Annotated in this window: 14 protein-coding genes and 1 tRNA gene; 8 read left to right on the forward strand and 7 right to left on the reverse strand. The window is 45.2% G+C overall.

Annotation, left to right across the window (positions count from 1 at the left end; genetic code table 11):
- Positions 1-19: 19 nt before the first annotated feature.
- The 3 genes from ABW391_RS14200 to ABW391_RS14210 all read right to left on the reverse strand — a co-directional run bounded on the left by ABW391_RS14200 (position 20) and on the right by ABW391_RS14210 (position 2,053).
- A complete protein-coding gene (locus tag ABW391_RS14200; RefSeq protein WP_353482545.1) occupies positions 20-592 on the reverse strand; it encodes a Crp/Fnr family transcriptional regulator in 573 nt (190 codons plus the stop codon).
- Between the two features lie 181 nt (positions 593-773).
- Complete coding sequence (locus tag ABW391_RS14205) at positions 774-1,340, reverse strand: hypothetical protein (protein WP_353482546.1); 567 nt, start codon at positions 1,338-1,340, stop codon at positions 774-776.
- Positions 1,341-1,612: 272 nt separating this feature from the next.
- Complete coding sequence (locus ABW391_RS14210; protein ID WP_353482547.1) at positions 1,613-2,053, reverse strand: SRPBCC family protein; 441 nt, start codon at positions 2,051-2,053, stop codon at positions 1,613-1,615.
- 66 nt (positions 2,054-2,119) lie between these two features.
- On the opposite strand from ABW391_RS14210, the gene ABW391_RS14215 reads away from it, so the two are divergent.
- The 3 genes from ABW391_RS14215 (at position 2,120) to ABW391_RS14225 (ending at position 4,167) form a co-directional block, all read left to right on the forward strand.
- On the forward strand, positions 2,120-2,500 hold the full coding sequence (locus ABW391_RS14215; protein ID WP_353482548.1) for a hypothetical protein: 381 nt from the start codon (positions 2,120-2,122) through the stop codon (positions 2,498-2,500).
- A 73-nt stretch (positions 2,501-2,573) separates the two neighbouring features.
- Positions 2,574-3,329, forward strand: coding sequence for an alpha/beta fold hydrolase (locus ABW391_RS14220; RefSeq protein ID WP_353482549.1), 756 nt, complete (start codon positions 2,574-2,576; stop codon positions 3,327-3,329).
- 7 nt (positions 3,330-3,336) lie between these two features.
- Positions 3,337-4,167: a helix-turn-helix domain-containing protein gene (locus ABW391_RS14225; protein ID WP_353482550.1), complete on the forward strand. Its 831-nt coding sequence runs from the start codon at positions 3,337-3,339 to the stop codon at positions 4,165-4,167.
- Positions 4,168-4,322: 155 nt separating this feature from the next.
- Here ABW391_RS14225 and ABW391_RS14230 read toward each other — a convergent pair whose 3' ends face one another.
- On the reverse strand, positions 4,323-5,420 hold the full coding sequence (locus ABW391_RS14230) for an AAA family ATPase (protein WP_353482551.1): 1,098 nt from the start codon (positions 5,418-5,420) through the stop codon (positions 4,323-4,325).
- Complete coding sequence (locus ABW391_RS14235) at positions 5,417-6,640, reverse strand: vWA domain-containing protein (RefSeq protein WP_353482552.1); 1,224 nt, start codon at positions 6,638-6,640, stop codon at positions 5,417-5,419. Before ABW391_RS14235 ends, ABW391_RS14230 begins: the two co-directional genes overlap by 4 nt.
- Before the next feature lie 198 nt (positions 6,641-6,838).
- Here ABW391_RS14235 and ABW391_RS14240 point away from each other — a divergent pair, with 198 nt between their 5' ends.
- Positions 6,839-7,465 (forward strand): Uma2 family endonuclease, encoded by a 627-nt coding sequence (locus ABW391_RS14240; protein ID WP_353482553.1) that lies wholly within the window; start codon positions 6,839-6,841, stop codon positions 7,463-7,465.
- Positions 7,466-7,639: 174 nt separating this feature from the next.
- Here the strand turns inward: ABW391_RS14240 and ABW391_RS14245 are convergent, their stop codons facing one another.
- Together ABW391_RS14245 and ABW391_RS14250 are read right to left on the reverse strand one after the other, a co-directional pair.
- Positions 7,640-8,392: a tetratricopeptide repeat protein gene (locus ABW391_RS14245; RefSeq protein WP_353482554.1), complete on the reverse strand. Its 753-nt coding sequence runs from the start codon at positions 8,390-8,392 to the stop codon at positions 7,640-7,642.
- Positions 8,389-8,991 (reverse strand): RNA polymerase sigma factor, encoded by a 603-nt coding sequence (locus ABW391_RS14250; protein ID WP_353482555.1) that lies wholly within the window; start codon positions 8,989-8,991, stop codon positions 8,389-8,391. The genes ABW391_RS14245 and ABW391_RS14250 overlap by 4 nt, the downstream gene beginning before the upstream one ends.
- Before the next feature lie 120 nt (positions 8,992-9,111).
- Between ABW391_RS14250 and ABW391_RS14255 the strand changes: the two genes are divergently transcribed.
- The 4 genes from ABW391_RS14255 to ABW391_RS14270 all read left to right on the forward strand — a co-directional run bounded on the left by ABW391_RS14255 (position 9,112) and on the right by ABW391_RS14270 (position 15,172).
- The gene (locus ABW391_RS14255) at positions 9,112-12,312 is read left to right on the forward strand and encodes a CHAT domain-containing protein (RefSeq protein ID WP_353482556.1); all 3,201 of its coding nucleotides are present in this window, start codon (positions 9,112-9,114) and stop codon (positions 12,310-12,312) included.
- A 232-nt stretch (positions 12,313-12,544) separates the two neighbouring features.
- Positions 12,545-13,726, forward strand: coding sequence for a pyridoxal phosphate-dependent aminotransferase (locus ABW391_RS14260; RefSeq protein ID WP_353482557.1), 1,182 nt, complete (start codon positions 12,545-12,547; stop codon positions 13,724-13,726).
- A gap of 66 nt (positions 13,727-13,792) precedes the next feature.
- Positions 13,793-14,908 (forward strand): AEC family transporter, encoded by a 1,116-nt coding sequence (locus tag ABW391_RS14265; RefSeq protein WP_353482558.1) that lies wholly within the window; start codon positions 13,793-13,795, stop codon positions 14,906-14,908.
- 188 nt (positions 14,909-15,096) lie between these two features.
- A tRNA-Gly gene (locus ABW391_RS14270) sits at positions 15,097-15,172 on the forward strand.
- Positions 15,173-15,176: the final 4 nt, after the last annotated feature.

Here is a 15,176-nt window from a genome sequence, read left to right on the forward strand (position 1 = left end):
GATAACAAAAGATAAGAACTTAGCGCTTGGCCACCCTATTCCTGATTCGGCTCAAGGAAACCGGAGTGACGCCGAGGTAAGTAGCAATTTGATGCTGTGGAATGCGGCTTAAAAGATCCGGGCGATCTTTCAACAGGTTCAAATACCGTTCTTCCGGACTGTCCAGGATTTGTGCCGTAAAGAGTTGGTGCAAGGAAATAAAGCGCTCTTCCAAAACCTTGCGCACAAATTCATTCATTTTGGGAAACTCCACAAACAAGGCTTGCAGGTTGGTGTAGTTGATTACCAATACTTCACAATCTTCCAGGATCTCGATGGAATGCCGACTGGGCTGTTGGGAGATGAAACTGTCGTATGCTCCGGCAAACATCTTTTCCGTAAAAAAATAGGCAGAAATGTCCTGCCCGTCTTTTTCGTAATACAAGCGCATACAACCCTGGATGATGAAATAGACTTCACGGGCAGTTTTTCCGGCTTCTAATAAGGTGGTTTTTTTCTTGATTGTTCTGGATTCAAACCGTTGTAAAACCTGCTCCAATTCTGCCGTTGAAAATTGAGTCAGTGCTTGAATGGATTGGAAAACTTCGGTCATCCCTTATAGGGTTTTGGAAAAAAATCGATTGGCTACGGAGCTGTTTTTTTTCACCACCTCAGATACCTAAGAAACACCTAAGTAACGATAACCTAAACTGAGGTGACTCTGAGGTATCTGAGGTGGTGAAAAAAGAAGCAGCGATGCTGCCAATTTTCACGCATTAGTATGACGCAAAAAATTAATTTTTCAGGATTTTTCCAGGAATACTCTTCTCGGTCTGCCCGTAAGTCACTTTGAAATGGAAAATTTCGCCGTCTTCTTCCATTGGGATCAACATCACCAAGCGACTGGCGCCCACTGATTTCAAGATCATTTGTGATTCGATGCTGCCATCAACAAAGGTAAAAACGCCTTCTTTGCTGAGTTTCCATTTATAGGTCTCAATGGCGCGTTCAGAGGCAACACAACGCTTGTGGCGGTCAAAGCTGACCGTATGATTGGCATAGATTTTCATGACGTCGTCCAGTGCGCAGACTGGGGTTTCAGAAAGGATATCGGTGGTTTCGTAGCCATCGCCGTTGACATCACAGGGTTTGTCGGCAGTGATGGACAAGATTTTCCAGCCACCTTTCATCAGGTAGCTCAAGTCAGCTTCAACTAAAATTGCGGGTTTTTCGGGATCGGGAGCAGCAACTTTCTTTTCAATGGTCGGCTCTTCATTCGATGAGGCAACTTTGAATTCAGAACGGAGATCAACATCAATCGCCGAAAAAATCAATGAGGAAAACAGGAACAACGTGCGCATGGGATAATGTTTATGGGTAACTAATGGCTTTTAGTATTAAAGTGTGTTGAATATCTCCCTTTGTGCCAAAAAAGCAAGGTGATTTTCTTCACAAATAGATGTTCATGATTCTTGACGCAGTACAGCCATTTTAGTAACACCTAATATCGCGCAATAATTCCTATCAATCAAGATTTTGTTAAAATTTTATAGCCTAAAAAACTAAAGTTTGTCAGAAACTAAAAAGTAGGCCCCAATCAGAAAACCGTAGCATGCTTTTTAGTCATTTATTCTTACCCATTCACTTCTTTCTCCAGCGCCTCAAAAAACTGCTTGGACAGCATATTGGCAACAGGCGTAATGACCCGGCCACCCATGGTGTTCAACATGCCCGAAAGTTTCACATCGCCAGTGAAGCTCACTTCGGTCTGACTGTCAGAAAGGGCTTTCATGTTCATGTTGACTTCCGCAGCGGCATTGCCAATTTTACTGTTTTGCTGAATGATCAGTTTGAAGGACTCTGGTTGGACTTTATCCACCATTTTGAGGTTGCCAGAAAAAGAGCCACCTACCGGGCCAATTTTCACTTCAGCGATGGCTTTGAAGTTTTCATCGTCAATTTTCTCCAATTTGGTAATGGCCGGAGTAATCCTGGCCAAAACCACCGGATCCATCATCATGTCCCAAATCGTTTGGGCGGGAGCATTCACGGTGTAAGTGCCACTTAGTGTCATAAAATTGCTGTTTTTTGGTATTTTTCTGGCTTTGGCTAAATTTAACTAAAAATCCGAAAGAATGTTTTGAATAAGGTCGTAAAGAAAAAATATAATGCTATTGAACCATTATTGAAGATTGTAGATCATTTGAACTTTTTTCAAAAAAATAGCCTAACAGCATGTCTAATTTTTTTGAAACTATTCGCAGTTTCTGAATTTTATACAAACCAAACCATATATCAACTATCTGATGGTTCCTTATTCGTTTCAAAGCGCTGGCCCGACATCATAGATACCGTTTGGAAAGCGGAAAGCCAGTCGTTTTTAAAATTTACAATCGGCGATGACCCCTTTGAAAATGCACTCCTCAATCAATCAAACTCCTTGAACGCTCGCATCAAGAATTTGCACTGCAATACCCTTTACGGTTTAGTCCTGCCAAAATTCATCGATGCACTGAAATAAAAGATGTCGTTTTTTTACTTGTCCCCGCGCCCCTTTAGTCCATAGTTTTGTAGGAAATCAAAACACCAAAATCATGAAAACCATTGCAAAACTATGGCTATTGGTGCTCCTCAGCACACAACTTTGGGGACAAAGCACCACCACTCCAGCAAGAACCTTCCTTTTCGTACACGGCGGCTGGGGTGGTGGCTGGGAGTACAAGAAAATCGACTCCATCCTTACGGCCAAGGGAGACATTGTCTATCGTCCTACCATGACTGGTTTGGGAGAACGGGTGCATTTGGCCAATCCAGACATCAATTTGACGACTCATGTCAACGACATCGTCAACGTCATCAAATTTGAAGACTTGCACAATGTAATCCTAGTCGGGCACAGCTACGGTGGTATGGTCATCAGTGGTGTAGCCGAGCAAGTGCCGGATCGAATCTCAAAAATGGTTTATCTGGATGCTTTTGTGCCCAACGACGGCGAAAGCCTGTTTGCCGCCAGAGGTGAAAACGAGTCTACTGCCATGACCAAACCCTTTACCAAAGATGGATTTGTAGCTTATTTTTTTGGCCCAGTCAGCGCTACTCCGCCTTCAGATGTACCCCATCCATTAAAAACATTCACCGAACCCTTGTCCGTGAAGAACCCAGTGGTAAAAAAGATACCTACCTTTTATATCTTGATGGCTCCAAATGGAGATGTAAGCAAAGCTGGTTTCGCCCCTTTTGCGGAAAGGGCCAAACAAAGGGGCTGGAAAATAGTACAACTCAATGGTGATCACTACCCTATGCGAAATAATCCGATAGAATTGATCAATACCTTGGAAAAATGTAAATAATTTTATCATGATGATTCCCTTCCAAGAAATATTACCCAGTGCTCCATTGCGCCATTTGGTACGCAGCTACCATTTGGCAAACCTTCCACCTACACCTTACAACATCAAACCTTATCCGGCCAGAATAGAGCACGCACTGGCGTTTTTTGCGCGGGGATTCATCCATTCACATGATTTGGTTACGGGCAACAGTTACAGGGTTGCCCGTAACGCCATCTTTGGCCAACAAGTAGGGAGACTCAATTTTGAAACCTATACCGAGGGCGATTTCCTGATGTTGATGGTCATTTTTCAACCTGGCGGATTGTACCGCTTGCTGGGGTTTTCCAGTCAGGAACTCACCACTCAATTTACCGATGCAGAATCGATTATCGGACAGGAGTTGCAAAATGTAAATGATCAAATTGCCAATGCGCTTACTTATCCAGAGATGATTGAACGAGTTGAAGTTTACTTGTTGAAGCAAATCAAAAAGGTCAAAAAGGAAGCACATGGCATTGATCAGATTGGGCAAATTTTGCTCCAGCAACCGAAAGGGTTTTCGCTTGATTGGCTGGCCAATCAAGCTCATTTAAGTCCCAGACAATTTGAACGGGTATTCAAGGAAAGAATGGGGGTTGGGCCAAAGTTGTATTGCCGCATCAATCGTTTTTTCAATGCTTTTCAGTACAAGGAATTGCACCCGGAGGTCGATTGGTTGAGTGTAGCCCTGGAATTCGGGTATTCCGATTACTATCATTTGTGTAAAGATTCCAAACAATTTGCGCAGGTAACGCCAACTATTTTGCTCAACCAGCTAAAGCTACGCCCCGAACTGATGGCACTGATGGATCATTAAAAAATTGGTATCTTGCTTAGGTTCAACAAAACCAGCTTCAATTGAGACACCTTTCCATACGTCAAAGCATTTTGGTTTCTGCGTTATCCTGTATTCCACACCAAGATAAAGTGAAACATTTGACAATACATTCTGCAAAACAGAACACCAACAAATCACATCTTCTTCAGGATCAATTTTGCTAGTTCAACATCCGCCAGTAAACCCTTAATCTGCCCGCTCAGTTCCTGTACCATCGCAAACCGAAGGTCATTCGGGATAAAATCAATTTTGATAAAAGACTTGAGGTTGTTCAACTGACTTGAACTGATTGGCTTGGTTTGATTCAACAGGTAATTGACCAGTCTGGTACACAGCGCCGCGATAATGTCTACCCGAATCGGCTGCTTCAAGGCCACTTTTTGAAAAGGGATCAATACCTCTTTTTCAAAATCCCGGGCATTGCAAATGGTTTCTGGAGTGATCAACTCGCTCAGGTTGTGGTTTACAAAAGAGATGAAAGCACTAGCACTTTGCTCGTCCAGACAAGAATCGGCCAGCATGCGCACCAACCCAAGATTGGCATTCAAATCTCCAATGGGTTTGATCGCTTCAAAAAATTGCACCAGGGTACGCGGCGTAGTCCGCTGTCCGGTAATGATTTCGGGGTAGAGCAATACAAAATTGATGCCCCGAGGGTCTACTTCGTTTTGTTCAGCCCATTTTACCCATGCTTTTGCATCGAATTCCAGGGTGATGTGGAGCATACGCGTGAGCATGGCATCATCCATCGGCGTAACCGAATAATCGCCGCCGTCGGGATTGGCCGTAAGGATGATTTGCCACTGGGGAGGGAGTTTCCAACTGATCAGTTCGTAGTTTTGCAAGAGCTGCATGATGCCCCGGAGAATGCGTTCGTCAGCCCGGTTGACATCGTCGATCAACAGGATTCCAGGGCCAGGTAGGGTGGGTACCCAGGAAGGGGCACGAAATACGGTGCGGCCTGCTTCAATGGCAGGCATTCCTACCAGATCCCCCATTTCTTCAAACTGGGCAGGGGCGATGTACACCAACTGATGGCCATTTTGCTTTGCCAGGGCTTCTACGATCTCGGTTTTGCCAATGCCATGCCGTCCCCAGATGCAAATGGGCGTTTTACGCTTTCCCTGTGCTTCCAATGCCAGGTTGGTCTGGAGAACATGTTGGATAAATGCAAGCAATTCAACTGCATTTACTTTGGTTCCGTAGTATTGATAGTCGTGCATGGTGTTCATCCGGTTGGTAGCATTTTAATTTTTCGCCCTAACAACAAATCCCATTCTTTTGAATTTTCGGCAAGACCTTCTTTGCTAATCACCCACAGCAAGGGCTTTCGGCAGTGGATTTTTGGTGTAGGGGCTACTCCGTCGGTAAAATACACCACGGCATCCGCATCTGAATGTCGGTTGGCAAATTCAATGACAGGATCAAAAAGGGTTGCTCCTCCCCCATTGATGGCCTGGGGATTTTTTCCCCGATAAAGGTACGTATTGTTGATTTGATCAGCGCATTCTACAATCCTGATGGTTGCACCTTGCTGCCAAATGTGGTGAATTTCCTGGAAAAAAGCCTGCAATTCAGCTTCGCTGATGCTGCCCGAGGTATCTACTGCAACCAGGAGCTGGTGTTTGTTGCGGATACACAATCCCGGATTGGTGCCATAACGCCGAGAGGGTTTGCGGAGGGTATTTTTCAGGTAAGTACGTTGTCCTGTACCAAAGAAAAGTCGCAGGTAACGCCGCCAGTCCAGGGTTGGCGCGGTATCGCGTATTTGTAGTTTCAATTGATTTTGCAATACAGCAGGCAGTTTACCCATGCCTTTGCTACCAATTCGTTGCAAGGTATTGCGTAACAAGTCTTCGATGTGGCCATTCAGCAGGGTCTGCTCCGCAGCGCTGAGGGGTTCGGCTTCAGTTGGCCAAAGTTCGTGGCCTTGCCAAAGTCCATTTTCAGGGTGCATCAATTGCGACAAGGTTGGGCTAATCACCAAGCCTCGCCTCAAGGTTTTGTTCCAGGCTTCGCTCAAGGCGTCGTAATAAAAGGCAATAGATCGGAAGGGAGGAAGCTCAAGCTCTGGAAATCGTACCAGTGTAATGGCGTCTTCTAACAATTGATCCGGTGCAAGGTATTGATTGACCACCAAATCTGCCGCGAGGTTGAAAAGCTGTCGATTGGCATAGATTTTGCCCTGCAAAACGTGGCGAAAAACGAGGTGCAGCACTTCATGCTTTAGCGCGCCATAGCGCAATGCAGGGGTAATCAAGGTTTTTTCCCAATGCTCGGGGTTAATCGCCAACTTGGTGGTTTTATTGGAATTGATGCCTAAAGACAAGGTCGAAATCTGCAGGTTGACTTCCTTGACCATTCCCGTCAAAAAATGCCCATAAAAAGGCTCATGCAGGATGAGCTGAATGGTAGTTTGAGCAACCTGGTCTAAAACATTCAGTGGTGGCATGACAACAAAAGTAACGAACTCCAAACTTCTTTGGGGCAATAAAAAAATAAAATGTTCATTTTGCCAAAGGATTAGATGAGTAAACGTTTTATTTTAAGTGTCTTATCTAATCCTTTGGCTCAAAAAAATGAACATTTATTTTTGCCCCACTACTGTGTAAAAAAAAGTCTTAAATTGGTGCACAGAAATTAAAAAACCATGGCAATTATTCTTGCTGATCCAAAAATTGAAAAGGTAAACTGGTCAATGTTTCGCGAAATGGAACTCGCCGACAATGACCCTTTTATCTACGAACTTTTTGAAGGAGAAATAATGAAACGTGCTGCCCCTAGTCTTATGCATCAAGCGGTAAGTAGAGAACTGCTTACGGAGATGACGATTTTTTTACGCAAAAATCCAATTGGAAGTATCTTTTCTGCTCCTGTTGACCTCAACCTGGACGAATACAACGGCTTTCAGCCCGATCTCGCCTTTATCAGCAACGAGCGCAGTTTTTTGATTGAAGATGGTGACTACATCCATGGTGCGCCCGATATGGTTGTGGAGATCATTTCTCCAGGAAGCATCAAAAAAGACCGGGTCATCAAGAAAGACCTCTGTGAGCGCTTCGCCATCCGGGAATATTGGCTGGTAGATCCGCTGAATAAAAGCATCGAAATCTACACCATGCAAGCAGACCGATACGAGTTGCACGACCTGCAGGAAATAAAGGGCAAAATCAGTTCAACGGTATTGACAGGTTTTGAACTGGAGCTTACCCATATCTTTGGGGCAGCGCCAGACGAGGATGACGAAGTGGTTTTGGCACAAGCTCCTCCAGCTTAATTAAGAGCATACGATTTCATTTTTTTCCACCACCTAAGTCACTTCAGACACCTAAGAGTCACTTTAGAAATCCAAACCGTATTCCCTCAGGTGACGCTTAGGTGCCTGAAGTGACTTAGGTGGTAGAAAAAAGAAGCAGCAAAGCTGCAAAAAAAATCCATTCAAGTGTAAAGTTTACTTCATCTTCTTCAGCAGTTCTATGGCCTTTGGATAAAAGGAATGTCCTTCATCAGCAGCGATGTTTTTCAATTTTGCTTCACATTCAACATTCCATTGCTTGGCTTTCATACATACCAGCAAGTAATTCCATTCCCCTTTTTCCTGGAATTTATCCTCGGAATTGGCTACCGTTTCGAATGCTTTTTTGGCGGCATTCAGGTTATTCAAGCCGATTAAGGCATGACCAAGGTAGTACTGGGCTTCAAAGTACAAGGGATCGGTTGGCACAATTTCTGAAAAGCCATCTATCGCATCGGCGTAGCTTTCTTCAGCCAAGGCTTTTTTGGCAGAAGTCAGGGCATTTTGGCCATCAGCATTTCCCCTCCAACCGGTTTGGGATGGCGTTTGGTAGTAGCTTGCAAACAATTCATCCGTACTCGCTTGTGGCATCAAAAATGAACGCACCACAAAGATCAGCAAAAGTACCGCAGCAGCAGCGCTCAGGATTTGCAAGGAACGGCGGCGCAAAGAAACAATCCGCCCACCTGTAGAAACAGTGCTGCCTTCGCTATTCCATTTTTTCAAATCTTTGCGCAAGTTTTCTTCGGCACCAAAATCAAGCACTTGCAAGCTCAAGCGGTACAGTTCTTCGGCGCGGCGCAATTCTTCATTGTTGCCCAGTTCTTGTTCGAAGCTTTTGCTATCGCTGTCTGAAAGTTCGCCAGCGTGGTACTGGTCGATGCGGTCGTAATAATTTTCAATTTTCATAGCACATCTTTAAGTTGTTCGAGCATCCTTGGATTTTTGTCCAGGTATTCCATCAACGCCAAATGGCAGCGGTACTTAATTTTGCGGGCATTGGCCTCACTGCTGAGTTGCAGGGTATCGGCAATTTCCGCCATTGAGTACGACAACTTCCACATTTCCAACACTTTTCGGCATTGGTCGCCGAGCTGATCAAGTAGGTGGCTCAAGAGTCCTTTACGCTCTTCTGAGCGAAAAGTAACTTCGGGGGTTTCGAAATCCGGTTCTTCCTGTGCTGGCTTAATGGGATCAACCAGGGAGATGCGTTCTTGTTTGCGCATTTGGTTCATCCACAAAAAACGACAAATCGAGTAGAGGTAGCCTTTCACGGGTGCTTCACCCCGAAATTTGTCATCCCGTATGTTGCGATCCAACACGATGATTCCTTCGTGAAACATATCGGTACCATCTTCCTGGTTGCCCCGGTTGTTTTTCACAAAAGAAACGACGCGCAGTTGCAATTCTTTATCGTCGTAAAGCCAGCGGATGGCGATTTGTCGAACCGAGCCGCCTTTTTTGATCGCCGCAACCAGTGACTCGTTTGTGTAAGTGATGGCGTTCATGAGTAAGGTGTTTTTGAGCAGTAGAATGTGCCAGGTTTGTCGAAATATTTTGCGAAAATAACTATTTTGCCCATGCGCAAACGTGTTAATCGCGCAAAACACGTTCTGAAACGTCGATAAATGATGAAGCATTGCGTACTGGTTTGGAGTTTTCTTTTGTGGGCTATGCTGATTTTAGGACAAAATCGCACTGAAATCGTTTTGCAGCGCGCTGAGTTGTTGTTCGATTCTCTGAAATATCAGGATGCGACAGAATTGGCCAAGCAGTGTTTAAAAAATCAGCAAGCGCCTGAAATCGCCGCAAGAGCCCTGGTTTTATTGGGCGACATTGCGGTGGATGTCGCCGATTATTCCAGCGCGGTAAACCACTACCAACAAGCCATTCAACAACTCAAGGCTTTTCAAAGCAAGGGACATCCCCTCATCGCCCAAGCCTGGAATGGACTGGGAGAATGTGCACTCAACAGTGGAAATTTTTCCAAAGCCTTGCAATGGCACCGCCGTGCCCTGCAGTTGCGGCTACAATTGTTTGGCCCCAATCACGAAAAAACCGCCGATTCTTACAACAACATTGGCAATTGCCAGATTCAGCTGGGAGATTATGGAGTTGCTCGCCAAATGCACCAAAAGGCATTAAAAATAAGGAAAGCGATCTTACCTCCAACCCATGCCGATATAGCCGTTAGCCACAACAACCTGGGCAATTGTGCCTATTTCAGTGGAGAATTTAAGGAAGCCGCTAGAGAATACCGGGCAGCATTGGCCATTCGGGAAAAAACCTACGGGGTCAACCATGTCAAGGTTACGTCTGCTTTGAACAACCTGGGAAAAGTACTGTATGAAATGGGGCAATGGGATCAGGCCATGGCCATATTTCAACGGGTTTTAGGCATCCGCCAAAAAGCTTTTGGCCCCAATAATTCTGCTATTGCTCCGACCTTGGAAAACATTGGTGAAGTTTTATTGGAAAAAAGAGATTTTTCCGCAGCCATACCCTATTTGCAGCAAGCCGTGTATTTGTATGGTGGACAAAAAGAACCAATCAGTGCTGCTGCCTGGCATAAAATTGGCCTTTGTTACCAAAGAAGCGGCAATTACGACAAAGCATTGGTGTACCACCTGGCGGCTTTAGAACCTATAAAATCTCTGTACGGCAATCAGGTTTTTGCGGCCTCGATTCACAGCAATATTGGGGTTTGTTATCTTTTGAAGGTCGAGTTTGCGCAGTCTATTCTAAACCTATCCATAGCCGCAAATATCCTGCACCAGTATTATCCTCAAGGGCATCCGGATTTGGCACAAATTCACAACAGCCTGGCGCTCTGTTACCTTGGCCAAGGTTTTTTGGATACAGCCGAAGTGCAAAGTAAAAAAGCAATTTTTGCCCTGCAACAAATTGGGCAAACCAAAGGATTGGGCTATGCACAGGTCTTGCGCACCAGCGCAGAAATATTACTCCAGCGCAACAAAATCTCTGCCAGCAGCGCCTTGTTGAAAAAAGCGCTGAAAGCAGTCGGTTACCGTCCTGGGCAAACTTATTGGGGCAACGAATTGACCCTGGAAGTAATGAAAATTTTGGCCCAACAAGCCCGAACATGGAAAGCGGAGGCACTAAGCACCAAAAGCAAGCTAAACACCTTGTATTGGCAAAAAAAAGCGGCCAATACCTACGCTGAAGCCCTACAGCTCATGGGGGTTTTGCGCAGCCAAATGACCAGCTCCAACTCCAGACAAAATTGGTTGGAACAGCAATACTCACTATACCGCGAAGCGACTGAACTCAATTTTAGAATTTGGCAACAGACCAAACAGGAGGAATATTTGGAAAAAGCATTTTTGCTGAGTGAAAAAAGCAAAGGCGCTCAATTGCTGGAAGCGGCACAAAAAAGTCAGGCCAAAGCGCAAGTTGATGCGCCACCCAAGCTCGAAAACATGGCAGATTCACTGCGCACCCGTTTGGCAGAACTGGAAAGTGAAAAACTCAACCGCCCCAACAAAGCTGCCAAATTGGAACGAGAAATGCTTGGGTTGATGCGTCAGTTGGATGGTTTGCAAAAATCCATTCTGCATTGGCAAAACAAAAGGGGCATTCAATTGCCCACCGATACCGTATACACTGCAAAGTTTTTACAAAAAAAATTATTGCATCGCCATCAAGCCATGGTGGAGTATTTTGAAACCGAAAGCTCATTTTTGATTTTTGTCCTTTCCAAAAAAGAATTCACTGGATTTGTTGTTCCAAAATCAAGTTCAATCCTGCAAGAGGTCATTGATTTCCGGGAGCTTTTGCGACAATATTCAGCCCTAAATGGCCCCCAGTTGGACAGCAATCTTACCGCCTGGACAAAGCTATCTTATCGCTTGCATCGCAATTATTTTGCCCCGTTGCACACCGTATTAAATGGGGTGAAGGAACTGATCATTATTCCTGATGGGGCATTGAGTTTTCTACCTTTTGAGGCATTGCTGACCAGGCTTCCCAAAAAAATCACCCGGTTCAAAAGCCATGCCTACCTCTTGCGCCAATACGCCATACAGTACAACTACTCAGGGAGTCTCTCCTGGGAATTGGAGCATAAGCGCCATGCCCATCTTTTTAAACCCAGTTTATTGTCGATGGCGCCCAACTTTCAAGGAGATACCCGGGGCTTGAATCCTTTGTACAACACCTCTATCGAATCCAATAACCTGGACAAATTGTGGGGAGCCAAGGTATTGATCGGAAATTCAGCCAGTTTGTCTGCATTTCACAAAGAAGCACCACATTTCTGCATTTTACATTTGGCCACTCACGGCATTTATTATCGAAACCTATCCAATCAATCGGCACTAGCTTTTGCAGAGCAAAAAGACACCTTGAGCAACGAATACTTGTTTACGCAGGAACTTTATGCCATGCGGCTTCCAACCGAAATGGTCGTATTGAGTGCCTGCGAAACCGGGATCGGCGATTACCATCAAGGAGAGGGCATCATCAGTTTGGCGCATGGATTCATCCATGCCGGTGCGCAGAGCGTGGTGACCACCCTCTGGAGTGTAGACGATCTAAAGACCGCAGAGTTGGTGGTTGGTTTTTTCCAAAACCTCAAAAAAGGGCAAAGCAGACCACTTGCCTTGCAACAAGCCAAGCTCGATTTGCTCCGCAAACACCCCAATGATGAAGTACATCCCTATTATTGGGCTGGGTTGATTGGCATCGGTACGTCTGAACCTTTGTATGATCCCAATAAAAAATTCCTTGCTTTGGCAGTTTTGCTAAGCGTATTGCTAGGGGTAAGCTGGTTGGTATACAGGCGCGCTCAAAAAAAGCAATCTATTTAATGGGATAATATTTTACAATTCACGGTTCTTTTAGATTTATTTTCGGCAAATACTCCCTTTTTAAAGGAATATCATCTTATTTCCATTTCATTGCATTTTCCTGCTATTTTGTCATTGTTTTTTGCCAAATTTGTAATTCTATCAGTCACATCTTTTTCAGCTCCACCAAGTTCGATTTTCCAATTCCGATTCTATTCGGGTAGACTTTTATTGCTCAAAACACACATTTGCCATGAATAACAATAACCTGAGTCGACGCAGTTGGTTGCGCTCCTCCCTTGTCTTAGCATCTGGTGCCGCAGTTACACCAGCCGTATTTGGCAGTAGCTCATTGGCCGCTGATCCCTCCAAATTGTGGTCTGAACAAAGCCGACTGAAAGAATTCGACTACCAATTGCCTCCAATTTTAGCACCGAATGTGATCCGTCTCAACGCCAACGAAAACCCCTTTGGCCCTTCAGCCAAAGCACGCCTGGCAGTGATTGAGTCTGCCATAAACGGCAATCGCTATGCGCATGGGGAATCCATGAAGCTGAAGAAAATGATCGCCGAGAAAGAAGGCGTTTCTGAAGATTACATCATGATGGGGCCAGGCTCTACTGATCTTTTGGAAAAGGTAGCCATCACTCATTTTCTGGAAGGCGGCAACATTGTATCTGCCGATCCGGCTTATATGTCACTTGTAAACACCGCAAAAGCATTCAAAGCCACCTGGAAAAACGTGCCACTCAAAAAAGACTGGTCACATGATACCCAGGCGATGGAAAAGGCCATTGATGCGAATACCAAACTGATCTACGTTTGCAACCCAAACAACCCCACTGGTTCGATCACCGATGCCAAAGAGCTGCGTGCATTTTGCAGCAAAGCTGCCGATAAAGCACCCGTATTTGTAGATGAAGCCTACCTCGATTACCTCGACAACCCGATGGCTTCCAGCATGGTTGATCTGGTAGCAAAAGGTAAAAACGTAATCGTGGCCCGTACCTTCAGTAAAATTCACGGTATGGCTGGTTTGCGCATTGGTTACATCGTAGCTCAGCCCAAGACTTTGGAAAAAATTGACTCCATGGTACGCGGCAATATGGGCATGTGCATCACCTCGGTAATGGGTGCCATTGCCAGTATGGAAGACAAAGAATTCCACGAGCGCTCGCGGAAACTGACGACAGAAGGTCGCCAGTTTATTTGTGATGAATTGAAAAAGCAAGGCTTCAATTATGTGCCCTCCTATACCAGCTTTGTCCTGTTTCCGATTGAAATGAATGGCAAGGATTTCCTGAAAAAGATGATGGATTCGGGGGTAGCGGTACGCTCATTTGAGATCGACGCCAAGACTTATTGTCGGGTCAGCGTCGGATTACCGGATGAGTTGAAACTCTTTACCGATAGCCTCAAGAAGGTTCTTGCTTAAGAATAAATCTGCATAGGGTTCACGGAGGTTACAACCGTGAACCCCTCATCAACAAGCTTTTAGCACATGAATATTGCATTGCAAAAGGCCTTATCTCTATTGGTCTTAATGGCCATAGGCTTATTGTTGAAACCCAAAATTAAGAGCAAAGAGCAAGCCGATGGGCTCAAGACGATTATTTTGAGTTTGGCCTTGCCTGCTACCATTTTTATTGCCTTGCTCAAAACCGAGGTGCGTATTGAGTTGATCAGTTTGCCTGTACTCGCTTTGATTTTCAATGTATTGCTGTTCGGTTTGAGTCATGTACTGTTGCCCCTGATGGGCATAGCCCGTGGTACGCCCGAGTTTCGGAGTTTGTTGTTGATGATTCCGTCTCTTGCACCTGGTTTGTCTTGTTTTCCCATCCTGGCCGAATACCAGGGTGATCAGGCGGTGGCTTGGGCTGCACTGGGAGATTTGGGCAACAAGGTTTTTGTACTGATCTTGCTGTATCCCTTGGCCATGCACTGGTATTACCGCTCCTTTCCCAGCGAAAATGTATCCACTTCGGCAAAAGTGAAAGACTTATTGTTGGCCTTGCTGCGCGAACCCGTCAACCTGGTATTGGTGGCCGCCTTGATTTGCCTGGGCATGGGCTGGCAGATGACACACCTGCCAGAATTTGTGCAGGATGTGATCCTGAAAGTAGGCGCAGTCATGACGCCACTGGTGCTGCTGTTCATTGGCATCTCGGTACAGCCTCGCTGGTCGGAGTTGCGCATGATTGGAGGAATTCTAGTACTTCGCTCAGGTTTGACGTTCTTGATTAGCGGCTTGTTTCTGAGTTTTGTGCCACATTTGAGTCCTGCTGCGGCCATTCTGGCCGTTGTTTTCCCGCAAAGTGCGGTGAGTTTTTGGCCATTTGCCCATATTGCAGCAGTTAACGTGTTGGAAGGGGAAAAACGATCCAAAACCAGTATCTTCAATTCAGGTCTCGCTTTGAATTTTATCGCTTTATCCCTCCCCTTTTCTACTTTGATGATCTTGTTGATTTGCACCATCGGCGTACCTGCCACCCAGCCGATTTCGTTGGGTTTTGCTGGAATAGCGCTGCTTGCCTTGGCTTTGCTACCGCCAATATTGCGCCGGATTCGCTTGCCCAAATTGGAAAAAGACGTAGAAATGGCAGTTGAGAATCAATAAAGCTAAAAAATTCCAGGAGAAAAAATATCCTTTTAACCCTTTTATTTTCAAAGATTTGGGTAAAACGCTAAAGGTTTTTTTAATTTTTTTTACCAAAATGCTTGTTTTTTACCCCTGGATGCAATTATCTTTGCGCACGCTCAGAAAGAAAATGCATTTGCAACTCTTTCAAAGCAACATTAAATTATGCGGATGTAGCTCAGTTGGTAGAGCGCAACCTTGCCAAGGTTGAGGTCGCAGGTTCGAATCTTGTTATCCGCTCCAAAAC

The sequence above is a fragment of the Haliscomenobacter sp. genome (assembly GCF_040403615.1).
In the GTDB taxonomy this organism is placed as follows: domain Bacteria; phylum Bacteroidota; class Bacteroidia; order Chitinophagales; family Saprospiraceae; genus Haliscomenobacter.